Raw genomic sequence first — 13,051 nt, 5'->3', positions numbered from 1 at the left:
TCGCAGTGTCCATGAGGGTTGACTCCGGCGCGATGCGTCCTAGTGTTCTCGTATCGGACCGAAGCCTCGGTCTCCAGAGAGGGATGGACACATGGGTATCGGAAGCGGCATCGCGCTCTTCGTCATCGGAGCGATCCTGGCCTTCGCAGTGAACATCGACACCGGCGGGTACGTGAACCTCGACCTGATCGGCTACATCCTGATGGGTGCCGGCGTGGTCGTGTTCCTGATCAGCCTCATCCTCGTGATGCGGAGCCGTCGTACCGACACCGTCGCGCGGACGTCCGTCGATCCAGCGACCGGTGAGCGCGTGACGCGGCGGAGCGTCCGCAACGACGACACCATCGCCTGAGATGCAGAAAAGCCCCGGCTCGGCCGGGGCTTTCTCTGTAGCAGGAGCGGGGCTTGAACCCGCGACCTCACGATTATGAGTCGTGCGCTCTAACCAGCTGAGCTACCCTGCCGCGAGGCATCCGTCCGCGTGTGAGAAGAATGCTTGCGAGCCCCGAGTCAGGATTGAACTGACGACCCCTTCCTTACCATGGAAGTGCTCTGCCACTGAGCTATCGGGGCGTGCTGCCCCTCGCGGGGCAACCGTACGAGAATACCATCACTGTGGCGTCCTCATGAAATCGAGCCGGTCAGTACGAGTACCGACCCGCGTTCTCGCGGAGCCACGGCAGCGGGTCGATGGTCGATCCGTTGACGATGAGCTCGAAGTGCATGTGGGCGCCGTAGGAGCGTCCGGTGTTGCCGGTCTTGCCGACGACGGTTCCGACCGTCACGGTGTCACCCGCGGCGACCTGCAGCGAGCCGTACTGCATGTGCGAGTAGTGGCTCGTGATGACCTGTCCGTCGATCACGTGATCGATGTACACGGTGACGCCGTAGGCGCCGCCCTGCTCGGTCGCGATGCGGACCGTGCCATCGGCGATCGCCTGCACGGGCGCGCCGTTGCCTGGCACGAAGTCGATGCCCTCGTGGAGGCGTCCGCTGCGCATGCCGTAGCCGTAGCTCATGCCGACGCCGACCATGAACGGCCACTGGATCGCGGCCTCAGGGTCGTTCGTGAAGATCTCGTTGGAGTAGTTGATGCCCTGCTCCGACGCGACGTCGACGAGCGAGACCGTGCTGAAGTCGTCGCCGCGAGCGAGCGACTCGCTCTGGACGCCCGACGGTGCGACGAATGCCTGGATCTCGTCGTCCGCTGCCGCGGTCTTCTCGGAGCCGGATGCAGCGACCAACGAGGTCGCGGCGACCGAGGTTCCCTGCGAGGCCGCGACGGCCTCAGCCGGCAGCGTCATCGAGACGGCCAGGAGGCCGGCGAGGCTCATCACGCCGACGGTGGCGCCGATGGTGAGGAACTTGCGTGATCCGCGACGGCGCGGGACCACGTGCGCGACGACCGCTTCGGCGGCGATGTCTTCGGCGGGAACGAATGCGCTGCCGGTGCGGAGCGGTCCGGTCACCGTGCGGAAGGCGCGGGAAGCCTGCTCGAACGCGTCGGCGCCGTCATCGGTCGTCGTCGACTCGAATGCGGCGGTGTCTGCCTCGAACAGGGACGCGGGCGTCTCGGCGTTCTCAGTCAGAAGCTCTGCGGGAGTGGGGATACGGGGAGCTGCCGGAGCGGACTCGGCGGCGGCTGGAACGGTCGGCAGGTCGAGGATCATCCGCTCACGAACGGCCCGACGCGAAAGCGGGGCTGACGCTGCGGTCGGAGCCGCAGCAGCGTCGGTGGAGTCGGGTGCCGTCGTTCCCGCCGCGGGGGCCGTGAAGGCCGCAGTGCGGTTCCGGCCGGAGCGTCGCGTGAGCGCAGCGTCAGCCTGGGGGTTCTCGAAGGGCAAAAGTGATTCTCTCGGGTCGCGCGTCAAACTCGGGGGGATTCTGAGCATTTCCATCTTCGGGGGACGGAAATAACGATCCCGTAAACCCTACCCTGTGGAGGCTGGGAATGCCATGAACCGATCACGCGTCAACGCCGATCGCTGCCAGCAGCTGGTCGTGGACCTGTGGTCCGGCGGCGATCAGCATGGGGCGCGGCGAGTCGACATCGAGTCGCGTGACGACTCCCCCTGCTTCCTGCACCAGCAGCGCACCGGCTGCGTGATCCCACGGCTTGAGGCCCCGCTCGAAGTAGCCGTCGAAACGACCGGCCGCGACGTACGCGAGGTCGAGAGCGGCCGCTCCCATCCGGCGCACGTCACGCGCGATCGGCATCACGCGCCGCACGGTCTCGATGTCTCCGTCGTGCGTTGACGGGTCGTAGCCGAACCCGGTGGCGAGCAGCGCGCCGGCCGGCGTCTCGGTGTTCACGGAGAGACGGCTGCCGTCGAACCATGCACCGCCTCCACGCACGGCGGTGAACAGCTCGTCGAGCGCTGGCGCATAGACCGCGCCCGCCAATGCCTCCCAGGACTCGGGCTCCGGGGTTCCGCGGACGGCGGCGATACTGACGTTGTACGCCGGGATGCCGTAGGCGTAGTTGACCGTGCCGTCGATCGGGTCGACGACCCAGGTGATGCCGCTCGCACCGGGTTCCGCTCCCGACTCCTCGCCCAGGAATCCGTCTTCAGGTCGTGCATCGCGCAGCGCGGCCCTGATGACGTTCTCGACTTCGCGATCGGCCTCGGTGACGATGTCGGCGAGGGTGGTCTTGGTCGCCGCGAGCTGCACGCCGTCACGGCGGCGCCGCAGCGCGAGTTCACCGGCCTCTCGTGCGAGCCTGGCGGCAAGCTCGCCGAGCTCGATCTCGAGGGTCACTGCGGCGGCTGGGGGGCCGCGGGCGGAGCGGGCGGGAACGAAGGTGCGTCACCCTGCGTCGGGGCGGGAGGCTGCGGCACCTCCGGAGCCGGCGGGACCGGAGGCGTCGGCTGCGAGGTCGCAGCGGTGTGGCCGCCGCCGAAGGAACCCGGCGCCGGCGGGACCGGGGGCACGGGAGGGCTCGCAACCGGGAACGAGGATGCCGGGGCGCTCGGAAGTGCCTGCTGCGGCACCGTGGGGTAGCCCGTGTAGTACGCGTTCCAGTCAGGCGACGCATCCGGGAGCGCCGGCAGCGGCGTGACCCCGTCAGCGAAGGTGGGCCATGCCGGAGCGGCCGTGGCGCGTGCAGCAGCGGCGCGAGCCGAGGACGACTCCCGCTTCGGTGCGAACAGCGCGTTCAGCAGCGGGATCAGCGTGGTGCCGACAGCCGCGAGGATCGTCAGTGCGACCACGATCCGCCAGTACAGCTCGCTGTAGTCGAAGGTGTGCGGGAACGTGAGGAAGAAGACGAGCAGCGCGACGAGGCCGCCGAGGAACACGATGGTCGCGATGTAGATGATGCGTGTGAACGTGGTGATGTGCCGCTGCGCCGCCGGGGTGAACAGGCGGACGTGCAGCAGCGCGAGCTGCAGGATCCCGACGACGACCAGCAGCTGGAAGAACCGCTCGGCTCCACCGAAGTAGTCGCCGTCCTCCGGCAGCCAGATCTTCACCGCGCCGACCAGCAGCGCGACGATCCAGGTGACCATGCTGGCCAGCGCGAGCCAGTCCGGTCGATTCGGCGCGAGCCCGGCCTCAAGGATGGCGATCCCCGCGAATGCGGCGAGCAGCAGGATCGTGAGGAAGGCACGCCCGATCAACCCGTCCTGGTCGCCGATGAGCACCCACACCACGCACACCAGCGCCGCCGCGATGAGCGCACCGATCGCGATCCAGATGGCCCCTCTGATCAGCAGGGATGTGTTGGTCTTGCCGGTGTTCGCGATCTGCGGCTGAGACATGGCGGTCCTCTCGTCGAGCTGCGGTGCCTTCATCCTGCCACGCGGGCGTCCGGAAGCCGCGGACCCCGACACACTCTGTGCGGAGTGCGTACGGATCGCCTGCCTGTGCAGGCCGGGTCAGGCGCCCTTCTTCGCGGACGCTGCAGCGAAGGCCGCGATGCGCGCCTGCGCCTCGGGCGTGCCCATGGCCGCGCCGATCGAGCGTGCCTCCTCGCTCAGCTGCTCGACGAAGGTGCGCTCGGGCTGCGACCGCACGAGCCGCTTGGCCTGGCCGTACGCATCCGCTGCTCCGGCGAGCCAGAACCGGGCGATCTCCTCACCCCTGGCGCGCACGAGCGCCGCCTCGTCTGCGGCATCCGTTCCCTCCACCGACTCCGCGACCAGGCCCCAGTCCTGCGCCTCCTGTGCGCTCAGCAGGCGGTCCTGCAGCACGAGCTGCAGCGCCCGGCGCTGACCGACGGCACGTGCGAGCTGCGCCGAGACCGACAGGTCAGGCGTGAGACCGATGTTCGCGTACAGGCTCCCGAGGCGGGAGCGAGACCCGACGACGGCGTAGTCGCTGGAGAGCAGGATGCCCAGGCCCCCACCTGCCGTCGTGCCGTGTGCGGCAGCGACGACGGGAACCGACGACTCCGTGAGCGAGCGGATCCCCGCATTGATCACCTCGGCGAGCGCCGTGATGTCCTCGGGTCCTCCGAACGAGGTGGCCATGTCGATCACGTCGCCGCCTGCGCAGAACGCCGGGCCCGTGGCATCGATCAGGATCGCCTGCACATCGTCCCGAGCGGTGGCCTCCGCTGTCGCGTCCCGCCATGCGTGGGCGAGATCGGCGTTGAACGCGTTGAGTCGTGTCGGGCGGTTCAGCGTGAGCCGAGCCAGCCCCTCATCGACGGCGAACAGGATGGCATCGTTCATGGCGTCTCCTTCGAGCACAGGACGGTTCCGTCCAGCGTAACCGCGATCGCATCACTCCCAGACGCGCGCGATGAACCGCTCCATCCGTCGGCGAGTGCCGTCGATGCGGAAGTCGACCTGGCCCGCGGTCCGCACCTCGTTCGGCGCCAGCGGATGCGCGAGCCGAACGTTCTCGTGGCAGGACAGGTCGGCGCACACGTAGGTGCCGATGGAATCGCCTCGCTTGCCTGCGTCACCGACTCGACGTGCGGAGAACAGCGTGACCTGATTGCCCGGCTGCATCGTGTGGCAGATGTTGCACATGCCCGAACGGCCGCGCCCCGGACCCGACGCCCGGACGACGACACCGACCACCGCTCCCTCGTGCTGGACGAGGATGTAGCCGCGACCGCCCACGCTGGGATCCCGCCAGGCGAAGAAGTCCAGGTAGTCCCAGTCCGTCAGGACGAAGTCGTGGGGCATCTCCATGACCCGCAGCTCGTCGGGGTCCGCGTTCACGAACGAAGCCCGCACGTCTGTCTCGGTGAGCGCTCGCATTCGCCCAGTCTATGAAGGCAGCGCCGCGACACGCATCAGCGCCGGGGGCCGCTCGCGAATCCTCGCCGAAGACGTCGTGAGATTCAGCCGTGCGGGTCGGTGTCTGGCTCCGGGAGAGGAGCCGGCGCTGTCTCTCGCTCTGCCTCGGGAGGCTTCGCCGTGCGACTGAGCGCGACCCATGCCTCGGGAGGCGCATCGGAGAAGGCTCCGACGTCGAGGAGGTCTCCTCCGACGGATGCCGTCGCGCCCTCCTCCTCAGTCGGCTCCGCGCCGGAGGATGCCGCTGGCAGCACCACGGCTGGACGCACGGAAGCCGCCTCCGACGTCGCACCCTGCCCGATCACGATCCCCGCTGTCATCGCGCCGACCAGCACGGCTCCGGCAGCCCAGCCCAGAACGAGAGTGCCGCCTGGAACGGATGCGCTCGCAGCAGGCAGCGACTTTGCTCGCTCCGCTGCCACCCGAGCCGCCGCGAGCGAGCCGAGCGCCTGGGGTGCGGTATCCGCCGCGACCCGCGCTGCATGCGCGGCAGCCGCAGTGACCAGCGGAAGCAGCAGGAGGATCATCGACGATGCATGCCTGGCTTCGGCAAGCGCTGCTCGACAGCTCTCGCAGGTGGCGAGATGGGCCTCGACCGCGCCCCGCCGTCGACTCGACAGTCGGTGCTGGATGAAGGCACCGAGATCGCGGATGGTCGCCGTGCATTCCGGCGTGGCCCCCGCGGCGGAGTGGGCCGATACCCAGGCATCGCGGAATGCCCGCCTCGCCCTGACGAGCAGTGCCGAGACCGCATTCGCGGGGATGCCGAAGATCCTGCCGATCGTGGCCGCCTTGAGGCCGTCGACCTCGCTGTACCAGAGCACCTGCTGCCACCGCTCTGGGAGGGAGTCGAACGCCTCCAGCGTCACGTCGCGTTCGAAGCGCACGACCGCCGCATCCTCGCCGTTCGGGACCTCGGTGCGTCGCGACTCCAGATCGGCATCGACGAGGGAGGCCTCGCGCACGTGGAGGCTGCGTGCGACGTTCCGAACGGTCATCGTGATGTACGGACGGAACGCCCGGACGGGGCCGCCGCCCGCTTTGATCGCGTCGAGCACCCTGACGAAGGCCTCGGACACGAGGTCATCCGCATCGAGGTGGGTGAAGGTGCGGGCGACGCCGTACGCGGAGCCGGAGTGCCGCTTCCACAGGGTCGCGTAGGCTGCGGCATCCCCTGCCCTGACCAGCGCGACGAGGTCTTGGTCCTGCGCATCCTCGAGCGAGCGAGGGCCGCGTGGCACTCCCCCTGTCATCGGAGAGCTCGTGCAGATGGTGCGCTTCGGATGACGAGCATGTGTTCCCCCGGTCGGCGTGCATTCAGAGCGCTGTCGCGATGCGTCAGCGCCCCCTCATACCTGGACTCGATCCAACAGAGTGTATGACGCGAAACCGAGGAGATCGTCGACCTGAGACGAGAAAAGCCCCCGGAGACCGGGGGCTTTCGTGGTGGGGTGTTCTCGGTTCTCTTCGATGCCTTGAGTCTTCAGGGGTCATGCACACCATGTACGCGGGCAGATCCTCTGGCGCGCGAGCGTTATTCCTCCAGCTGCGCGACCTCCGTGCCGCTTGCAGGTAGCCGCGAATCTCACCGGGCGTGACCGAGATCGCGTACTGCGGTTCGATCTCGTCGTGGAACACTCCCGGAACGTTCAGTTGGCTCAGACTCTGAAGCCATTGAAACCACGGCTCGGTCGCGTCGCGTCAGCGAGGTCGTCAACTAGGTGTGTATCGGTCGCGACGAGTGCTGTCCTTGTACTCCGCCCGCGGAACGGTCCTGCCGTCACACGGTCCTGCCATTTCCGCACAGAGCCCTGAGTTGACACTCCCCTTCGACTCACTCACACTAGCGCGGCCGGATGAACCACTTCACGCTATTGCCCTGAGAATCGCGCTGAGCGACTTGTCGTCTCTCGCACGCGCAAGGAGACCCTCTGCTGTGAGGGTTTCCTCGAGGTACAGCCCCAGAGGACCCTGCAGGCGCGCCCACGCACCAGCTTCCCGCGATAGTCCTAGTACGGACTCAAGGTCAGGGTTCGCAGTGATGAGATCAATCCGTGCGTCAGTCTCGTTCGACCGCCCATGGAACTCTGCCTGCATCTCATCGATGAAGCGTGGATCGACGTCGGCGTCTACGATGGCGGTGATAATTACAGGTTCAGCACTTTGCGAGAGCGCTCGAACTTGGCGTGGGACGTTCAGGGCGCCGCCCGCTGGGACAAACGTCACCGGGTCCGTGAAGCCGAACAGTCTTCTGATGGTCTGGAGGTAGAGCATGTCGCTCCGCCCTTCCACAACGATGATCCGCCGCACAGGGGGTTGAAGCGTTGGACGGATGGCAGATCCGCCCGAGGCCTCGATGGCCTCGTACGTCCAGTTCACATCTCCCGTATCACCAGCCGCGCGGAGCTTGCTCCGAAGCATCTCGACGATTGAGATGCGGTTGTCCACGAGGGCCCGCATATCTGCGCCGTCAGCAAGGACGATGTTCAGTTCTTTGCCGAGGACGAGCGCATCGACAGCGTCTTTGCTGAATCCGCTGATGCTGATGAAAAGTCCGATGGTGCCGACAAGCTTGCCATCGACCTTGCCTTTGAACTGGTAGATGCTCGATGCGGGGTGAGGGTCCTTGGTCCACTTGGCTTCGATAAGGATCGTACGCCCGTCGAGCCATATGGACCCGTCGATCTCTTCCCCTTGCGGACGATACCGAAGCCGCGGCTGCAAATCTGCCTCAGCGAACATAGCGGATAGCACGACTTCGAAGTCCTGGCCACGTCGAATCTTCTCAAGGCGAGGCGCATGCGGGGGGAGCTTCTCCAACTCGCGGTATTTTCGTCGCCAGTCAAGAGGAATTGCCGCCATTAAACTGTTCTACACGACCCGTGCGAATGTCGGAGCCTCGTGTCCCTACTTCTGCACTTGCATCGCCGTCTGGGCAAAACAGAGCCCCGGGGGCATGTCGCGCGAATCACAAGGATGCCGATAGAGGCCGGGCGCTGCTCGCTTTCGGCGGCGCGCAGACCGGCGGAGGCTGGTGGTACACGCAGCGCGAAGCAGCGGTGTGCTTCACTCTGACCTTCCCGCGAGGTGAAGAGCTCATCGAGACCGGTCCTGCAGACTGCCCGAACATCCCAGTGCTGGACGGCATTGAAGACATCGTCCCGCTTGGAGAACTCGACGTCAGGCTCACCACCACCAGAGCCGACTACACCGACTCGGTGTGCCAGTGCTACAGCGGTAGCGAGTGCGACTGCCCTGGGGGCTAGAACGACGGCAAGCAGGCTCGTACGCAGCTCTCCGCCCTGACGACCCGGTACGGTGCACCTGTGGCTGATTCAAGTACGCAAGTGAGCACGGCACGCCGCAACTGGGCATCGAGCGGTGCAGTGATTGTTGGGTGTGTGATCGCGGCAGCACACCTCGTTTTGTTCGGGACCGGCTCACTTGCACTCGAAAGAGTGAACCTCGTCCACAGCTGGCCATTCTTTCTCGGGTTCGCCCTTGTGATCGGTGGCCTGCTCCTGCACGCGGCCTCCCCCGTCGTCGGCGTACAAGACGTGGTGATGACGATGGCTACCGGGGTGCTTGGCGGATTTGCCCTCCCCATCGCCTGGTTCTATTTCGGCTTCACTGGACTCGGGCTGGAATCGGACAGCGAGGTTGGCGCCCTACTGTGGGCGTACCTCGCTTCGCTGATGCCAGTGCTTCTTGCTCTCGGCGGCGCGATCTTCTCGTGGAGGACGCGCGAGATGAAGGAGCAGTTCCGGTTGCGGTGGACCATAGTCGCCGCGGCCGTGTCAGTTGCCATCACCATCGCCCTTATAGTCTTCGCGCGGACAACGTTCGCCGTGGACGCACAGTAAGCACGCCCGCGGATGAGGTTCCGCCGAGCGCATAGAGCGAGCAGCCGACCAGAAAATGGCGGGATTGTCCGAGCGAAGTGAAGCAGCTGCCACGCTGTCACTCGAAGACACGAAGGAACTCTCCGACGCGCTCTCCCCGGCTCGCTTCGCCCTCCGCGGTACTGAGCTCAGCGCTCACGGCTCCCGCACCCATCCGAAGGGGCAAGGAACCGCATGCCATCGTGTTCTGGAACTCGCCTCGGTTAGCGTAGATGCAGATCGGGACTGCCGGGTCGGAACTGGCAGCAACAAAGAACTGAGCGCCACCACTGCTTTCGCCGAGGGACCGGATGGTGTCAGGGTCCACCATGTCGAGCTGGTCGGCAGTCATACCTGCAGGGGGCCCTGCCGGCTCACCGCTGGTGAGTATCGCATCGACCGCCGATGGCGCACACCCCGTCAGTATCAGCAGGAGGGCGCCAGTAGCTGCGAGCGCGGACAGTTCGCGGCGTGCATCCATCTGTCCAGGCTAAACGCCGTCCGTGTAGGGCCCAATCCAGTCCGGTGACGTCATTCACCCAGGTTCAGATCGCATCGCGGGCCGACGTGCGCGCCGATTTCAGCGCAATCTGTCTCAATCTCTGTAAGAGCGTTAGCCGAGATGAGGCTCGCCTCAGCCATCGAGGTGCCGTCCCCGCGACAACCGACTGAGCGAAGTTCACAAGAGCTTGCGATCCAGAGGTCAGGCCTGAGGCGCCTCCCAAAGCCGAAGTTCAGGCTCACGGCCTCGGAACTTCACGGCCCGTGTAGAAACGCCGCGTTTCGGGCGTGCAGCGGGTTCTGCACGACGAGAGGTGGTGGCCGCTTCTGTACTCAGAAGCGGCCACCACCCGGATTGTCACACTCCTGGGGCCTTATTGATACAACGCCACGATCCCCCGTAGGAACCGTTCTTGCGTAGTGTCACTTGGCTGTCGCCGTCAGTAACGGTGTAGGTGGGCCCGTACGCCACGTCGGTGCCGAGGGTCGCCTTGGACTGCCAGATGTATGCGCCTCCACCGAAGCCCCGGCACTCCGTGACGTACGCGTACGAGATGTATGGCGACGAGGTAGGGGTGACGATCTTGCCCTTTCCTGTCGTTCCCGAGTCGGCACCGGCGAACGCTACTTGACCGCTTCCAACCGCGAACAACGCAGCGAGGAGCAACGTCCCCATGCCGAGCAGCGCAGAGCCGCGCTTCTTTGTTGACATCATCGTCATCCTTCTTCCGCGAAGTATCCGTAGCCAGCTCCCCACAGGCAGTCGTTTGGACCGGCCTCAGTGGCGTCGAAGGGGAAGTCATCGCTGAGCCAATCCTGCTCGAACTGCTCCGCGGAGTAGGACGATGCTACGTAGCCTCCGTCCGCGAGGCACCCGACTGCAACTGCGCGCGAATCGGTGAGGAGCTGCGGGTTGGCCTCCTGGAGCCGGAAGATCATGTCGATGGCTGTCGTATGTGTAGCGCAGTCGGTCAGCGCAAGATCCAGTTGCTCGCTGTCCGCGACGTTGCGGAACGGAAGCTGGACGTAAAACCCGTCCGAGCTTTGACGAAACTCCGGCGTGAATCCAGCAGCGTTCAGGCACTCCACGTAGATCTGGTGGTTCGCTTCGTAGTCCTCCTCGCTCACCGCACCAGACTCCACCGTGCGATTCAGCGCTTTCTGTTCAACCAGAGCCTCGGCGCTTCCAGCTCCCCGCAAGAGATTGGAACCTGCCTCGTTGGCCGTAGAGTCCAGGACGGTCTGTGCGAGGTCGGAGATTGAGGGTGCGATGGTCTCCGCCTTCGGCTCGTTGACGAGCTGTGCGGAGTCGACCGTGGGCGCGGGTTGCGCGAAGGCGGCCGACGCGGTCCCAGCGAGTGCAGCAACGAGTGCGGCACTCGCTACGAGGATGATCGGTGTTCTTTTCTTCATCTTCTTCTCCTGTCTTTCTTACTTCGCCATGCAGCGCCAAGTACCGGTGTAGCTACCGTTTCGACGCAGGTTCACGGTGCTCTCGGGGCCGGGCCAGGCTTGCTTTGGCCCGGTCGCTTCGGTTGTACCGAGGGTCACTTTGCCCTGATAGAACAGCACAGGGGACCCCTCGCTGTGACAAGCGGTGACGTACGCGTACGAGATATACGGCGATGATGACGGAAATACCGTGTACCCGCTTCCCCCGGTGCCCTTATCGACACCTGCATACGCCGTTCCCGACACGGCACTCGCGGCCAGAGCAAAGCTCAGAAATATTGCTGCGAATGCGGTGCGGTTCATGACCCCCCTCTGTGATCTATCTCTCTTTGCCGTGGCACTGAACATACAGGCCCCTTTCGCGTTGACGAACATTGCAATGTTTCGCCAAACCATATGACATTGGACCAACAGGTCAAGTAGGCCGTTTGGCGGACACGGCGCCACGATGAACGAACGCAGGGGGTAGGTCCGATGGTGGCAATGGTGAAAGCGCGTGTGTACTCTGTCGGCATGACCGACGTGCAGCAGAGCCCCGCATCCTTGAACGCGAAAGCGCTTGGGCCTGCGTCCCGACGAATCGGAGCCCTGGCCATGGCGTTTGGCCTAACCGCCTGGCTATCGCTGTGGGCAGCCCTCAGCGTCACGCCCTGGATCATCCGCGCAAACGTGAGCGGAGGAGATCTGGCCAACGTCTACGCGGCGCCTCTCGCCATCTGGGTTGCCATTGTTGCAGTGCATCTCATTGGTTTGATCCTGGGAGTTGTCGCGATGCGACGGAGGGCAGGCACCGGCCTCGGCATCAGCGCCCTTACGATGTGCGCCACCGGACTCTTGGGATTGGCCCTCTACTTCGTGGCCACCTACGCGCTGTTGCCCGTCATCGCCTGAGCTTTGAGTGCGCGAGTCACCTCGTCAGCAGCTTCGCTGATTCGTCGCCGAACGATGAGTGGGGCTCGCGTGCACCCGACGTCCAGCGCGATGGGCGATACGGTCTCCGGACGCTGCTTCCGCGACGAGGTTTCGCACCTCCGCTTCGCTATCGCAGCCACTGAACCGACCAGGAAGTCGAACACGTAGCCGCTCCAAATCTGGCTCAATTTCTGTGCTCACACCCCCACTAGTGAAGGCAGCCCCTGATCTAGTTCGAGGTCGAACGCTTGACCTGCTTTCGCATTCCGACCCGCAACTAAAGGAATCGCAACCGACAAAGTACAGAAATTGAGACGGAAACGCTCCAAGCCATCCCCAAAGCTACGTGGAAAAGCATTTCCAACGACGCGCCCGCGTATGGTGTCCTCGTGCGTGCTCTGCGATGCTGATTGCCATGAAGACCGGGATGAAGATAGCCATTGGCGTCGCCGCTCTTGCGCTCGTCGGCATTGGAGCCCTTGTAACCCCCGCTCTCATAGAGACATCCACGTTGGCGAGCAGCGACCCCACGCTTTTCCCGAGCCCAGCTAGCACGACTGGGTCCCCTGACTTTTCAGACGGGTACGTAAATCTTGGCCATGGGACCCGCATCCCCGATGATGGCCCAGGCGATTGCGCCGCACCCTCCTGGATCTACATCGGCAGTGACGACGACGGACCAATGCACGCGGAGATGCTTGGCGCCGAGCTCGTAGATATGGGGGCCCGTGAGTTCGCGACAGGGACAGTCGGCGTCGACGACCAGGGACGGATCGCCACCTACGTGGTCGCGCCCGGCGACACAGAAGCTGCGATTGGGGAGCGCCTGTGCATCGTCAACGGGACCGCGCTCTCCGACCTCAATCACTACGTCGCGGGAGACGCCATCCAGCCAGGGGACATTCTCAACGTGATTCCGAACCCGAATGACGAATGGCCCGTTCCCGATTCTGACGGACCGAGCTAGTGGCCTCCGAACCTCGACGTTCGTCAGCATCGCGTCCTTGCGTGGACGCATAGGGCGGCTGACCGATGCGCGGCCGGCGTCGACCA

General features: G+C 65.2%; 14 protein-coding genes and 2 tRNA genes. 4 read left to right on the top strand and 12 right to left on the bottom strand.

All coding sequences use genetic code 11. The features are described 5' to 3' along the window. Positions 1–91: 91 nt before the first annotated feature. Complete coding sequence (locus V7Z82_RS05695) at positions 92–352, top strand: DUF6458 family protein (protein WP_334148909.1); 261 nt, start codon at positions 92–94, stop codon at positions 350–352. A gap of 38 nt (positions 353–390) precedes the next feature. On the opposite strand, the gene V7Z82_RS05690 is transcribed toward V7Z82_RS05695, so the two are convergent. From V7Z82_RS05690 to V7Z82_RS05650, 9 genes are all read right to left on the bottom strand, one after another. After that, positions 391–464 (bottom strand) — tRNA-Met (locus tag V7Z82_RS05690). Positions 465–501: 37 nt separating this feature from the next. Then, positions 502–573, bottom strand: a tRNA-Thr gene (locus V7Z82_RS05685). A gap of 68 nt (positions 574–641) precedes the next feature. Continuing rightward, positions 642–1,844, bottom strand: a complete 1,203-nt coding sequence (locus tag V7Z82_RS05680; protein ID WP_334148907.1) for a M23 family metallopeptidase — start codon at positions 1,842–1,844, stop codon at positions 642–644. Between the two features lie 121 nt (positions 1,845–1,965). Then, positions 1,966–2,760, bottom strand: a complete 795-nt coding sequence (locus V7Z82_RS05675) for an inositol monophosphatase family protein (RefSeq protein WP_334148904.1) — start codon at positions 2,758–2,760, stop codon at positions 1,966–1,968. Continuing rightward, the gene (locus tag V7Z82_RS05670; protein WP_334148902.1) at positions 2,757–3,761 is read right to left on the bottom strand and encodes a hypothetical protein; all 1,005 of its coding nucleotides are present in this window, start codon (positions 3,759–3,761) and stop codon (positions 2,757–2,759) included. Before V7Z82_RS05670 ends, V7Z82_RS05675 begins: the two co-directional genes overlap by 4 nt. A gap of 117 nt (positions 3,762–3,878) precedes the next feature. Then, a complete protein-coding gene (locus V7Z82_RS05665) occupies positions 3,879–4,676 on the bottom strand; it encodes an enoyl-CoA hydratase/isomerase family protein (protein ID WP_334148900.1) in 798 nt (265 codons plus the stop codon). 51 nt (positions 4,677–4,727) lie between these two features. Then, a complete protein-coding gene (locus tag V7Z82_RS05660; protein ID WP_334148897.1) occupies positions 4,728–5,213 on the bottom strand; it encodes an FBP domain-containing protein in 486 nt (161 codons plus the stop codon). Between the two features lie 83 nt (positions 5,214–5,296). Next, positions 5,297–6,493 (bottom strand): sigma-70 family RNA polymerase sigma factor, encoded by a 1,197-nt coding sequence (locus V7Z82_RS05655; protein WP_334148895.1) that lies wholly within the window; start codon positions 6,491–6,493, stop codon positions 5,297–5,299. Positions 6,494–7,118: 625 nt separating this feature from the next. Continuing rightward, the gene (locus V7Z82_RS05650) at positions 7,119–8,114 is read right to left on the bottom strand and encodes a restriction endonuclease (RefSeq protein WP_334148893.1); all 996 of its coding nucleotides are present in this window, start codon (positions 8,112–8,114) and stop codon (positions 7,119–7,121) included. A 485-nt stretch (positions 8,115–8,599) separates the two neighbouring features. On the opposite strand from V7Z82_RS05650, the gene V7Z82_RS05645 reads away from it, so the two are divergent. Then, a complete protein-coding gene (locus V7Z82_RS05645; protein WP_334148891.1) occupies positions 8,600–9,115 on the top strand; it encodes a hypothetical protein in 516 nt (171 codons plus the stop codon). A gap of 97 nt (positions 9,116–9,212) precedes the next feature. Here the strand turns inward: V7Z82_RS05645 and V7Z82_RS05640 are convergent, their stop codons facing one another. The 3 genes from V7Z82_RS05640 to V7Z82_RS05630 all read right to left on the bottom strand — a co-directional run bounded on the left by V7Z82_RS05640 (position 9,213) and on the right by V7Z82_RS05630 (position 11,047). Continuing rightward, positions 9,213–9,614 carry a hypothetical protein gene (locus V7Z82_RS05640; RefSeq protein ID WP_334148889.1) on the bottom strand — a complete coding sequence of 134 codons (402 nt, stop codon included), beginning with the start codon at positions 9,612–9,614 and terminating at the stop codon, positions 9,213–9,215. 378 nt (positions 9,615–9,992) lie between these two features. Beyond that, positions 9,993–10,346: a hypothetical protein gene (locus V7Z82_RS05635; RefSeq protein ID WP_334148887.1), complete on the bottom strand. Its 354-nt coding sequence runs from the start codon at positions 10,344–10,346 to the stop codon at positions 9,993–9,995. Positions 10,347–10,351: 5 nt separating this feature from the next. After that, positions 10,352–11,047 carry a hypothetical protein gene (locus V7Z82_RS05630; RefSeq protein WP_334148885.1) on the bottom strand — a complete coding sequence of 232 codons (696 nt, stop codon included), beginning with the start codon at positions 11,045–11,047 and terminating at the stop codon, positions 10,352–10,354. 552 nt (positions 11,048–11,599) lie between these two features. Here V7Z82_RS05630 and V7Z82_RS05625 point away from each other — a divergent pair. After that, complete coding sequence (locus V7Z82_RS05625; protein WP_334148883.1) at positions 11,600–11,977, top strand: hypothetical protein; 378 nt, start codon at positions 11,600–11,602, stop codon at positions 11,975–11,977. A 436-nt stretch (positions 11,978–12,413) separates the two neighbouring features. Then, entirely contained in the window at positions 12,414–12,965 is a 552-nt protein-coding gene (locus V7Z82_RS05620) for a LysM peptidoglycan-binding domain-containing protein (protein ID WP_334148881.1), read from the top strand. Positions 12,966–13,051 lie beyond the last annotated feature (86 nt).

It is taken from the genome of Microbacterium sp., from assembly GCF_036823965.1.
Lineage (GTDB): Bacteria > Actinomycetota > Actinomycetes > Actinomycetales > Microbacteriaceae > Microbacterium.
Note: the sequence above shows the minus strand (reverse complement) of the source record. Positions and strands in the feature narration are given on the sequence as shown.

What these genes read in the sequence shown, in the direction of transcription:
- V7Z82_RS05695 (WP_334148909.1), top strand. Translation starts at nt 92, where the DNA reads ATGGGTATCGGAAGCGGCATCGCGCTCTTCGTCATCGGAGCGATCCTG.
- V7Z82_RS05670 (WP_334148902.1), bottom strand. Translation starts at nt 3,761, where the DNA reads ATGTCTCAGCCGCAGATCGCGAACACCGGCAAGACCAACACATCCCTG.
- V7Z82_RS05665 (WP_334148900.1), bottom strand. Translation starts at nt 4,676, where the DNA reads ATGAACGATGCCATCCTGTTCGCCGTCGATGAGGGGCTGGCTCGGCTC.
- V7Z82_RS05660 (WP_334148897.1), bottom strand. Translation starts at nt 5,213, where the DNA reads ATGCGAGCGCTCACCGAGACAGACGTGCGGGCTTCGTTCGTGAACGCG.
- V7Z82_RS05650 (WP_334148893.1), bottom strand. Translation starts at nt 8,114, where the DNA reads ATGGCGGCAATTCCTCTTGACTGGCGACGAAAATACCGCGAGTTGGAG.
- V7Z82_RS05640 (WP_334148889.1), bottom strand. Translation starts at nt 9,614, where the DNA reads ATGGATGCACGCCGCGAACTGTCCGCGCTCGCAGCTACTGGCGCCCTC.
- V7Z82_RS05635 (WP_334148887.1), bottom strand. Translation starts at nt 10,346, where the DNA reads ATGTCAACAAAGAAGCGCGGCTCTGCGCTGCTCGGCATGGGGACGTTG.
- V7Z82_RS05630 (WP_334148885.1), bottom strand. Translation starts at nt 11,047, where the DNA reads ATGAAGAAAAGAACACCGATCATCCTCGTAGCGAGTGCCGCACTCGTT.
- V7Z82_RS05625 (WP_334148883.1), top strand. Translation starts at nt 11,600, where the DNA reads ATGACCGACGTGCAGCAGAGCCCCGCATCCTTGAACGCGAAAGCGCTT.
- V7Z82_RS05620 (WP_334148881.1), top strand. Translation starts at nt 12,414, where the DNA reads ATGAAGACCGGGATGAAGATAGCCATTGGCGTCGCCGCTCTTGCGCTC.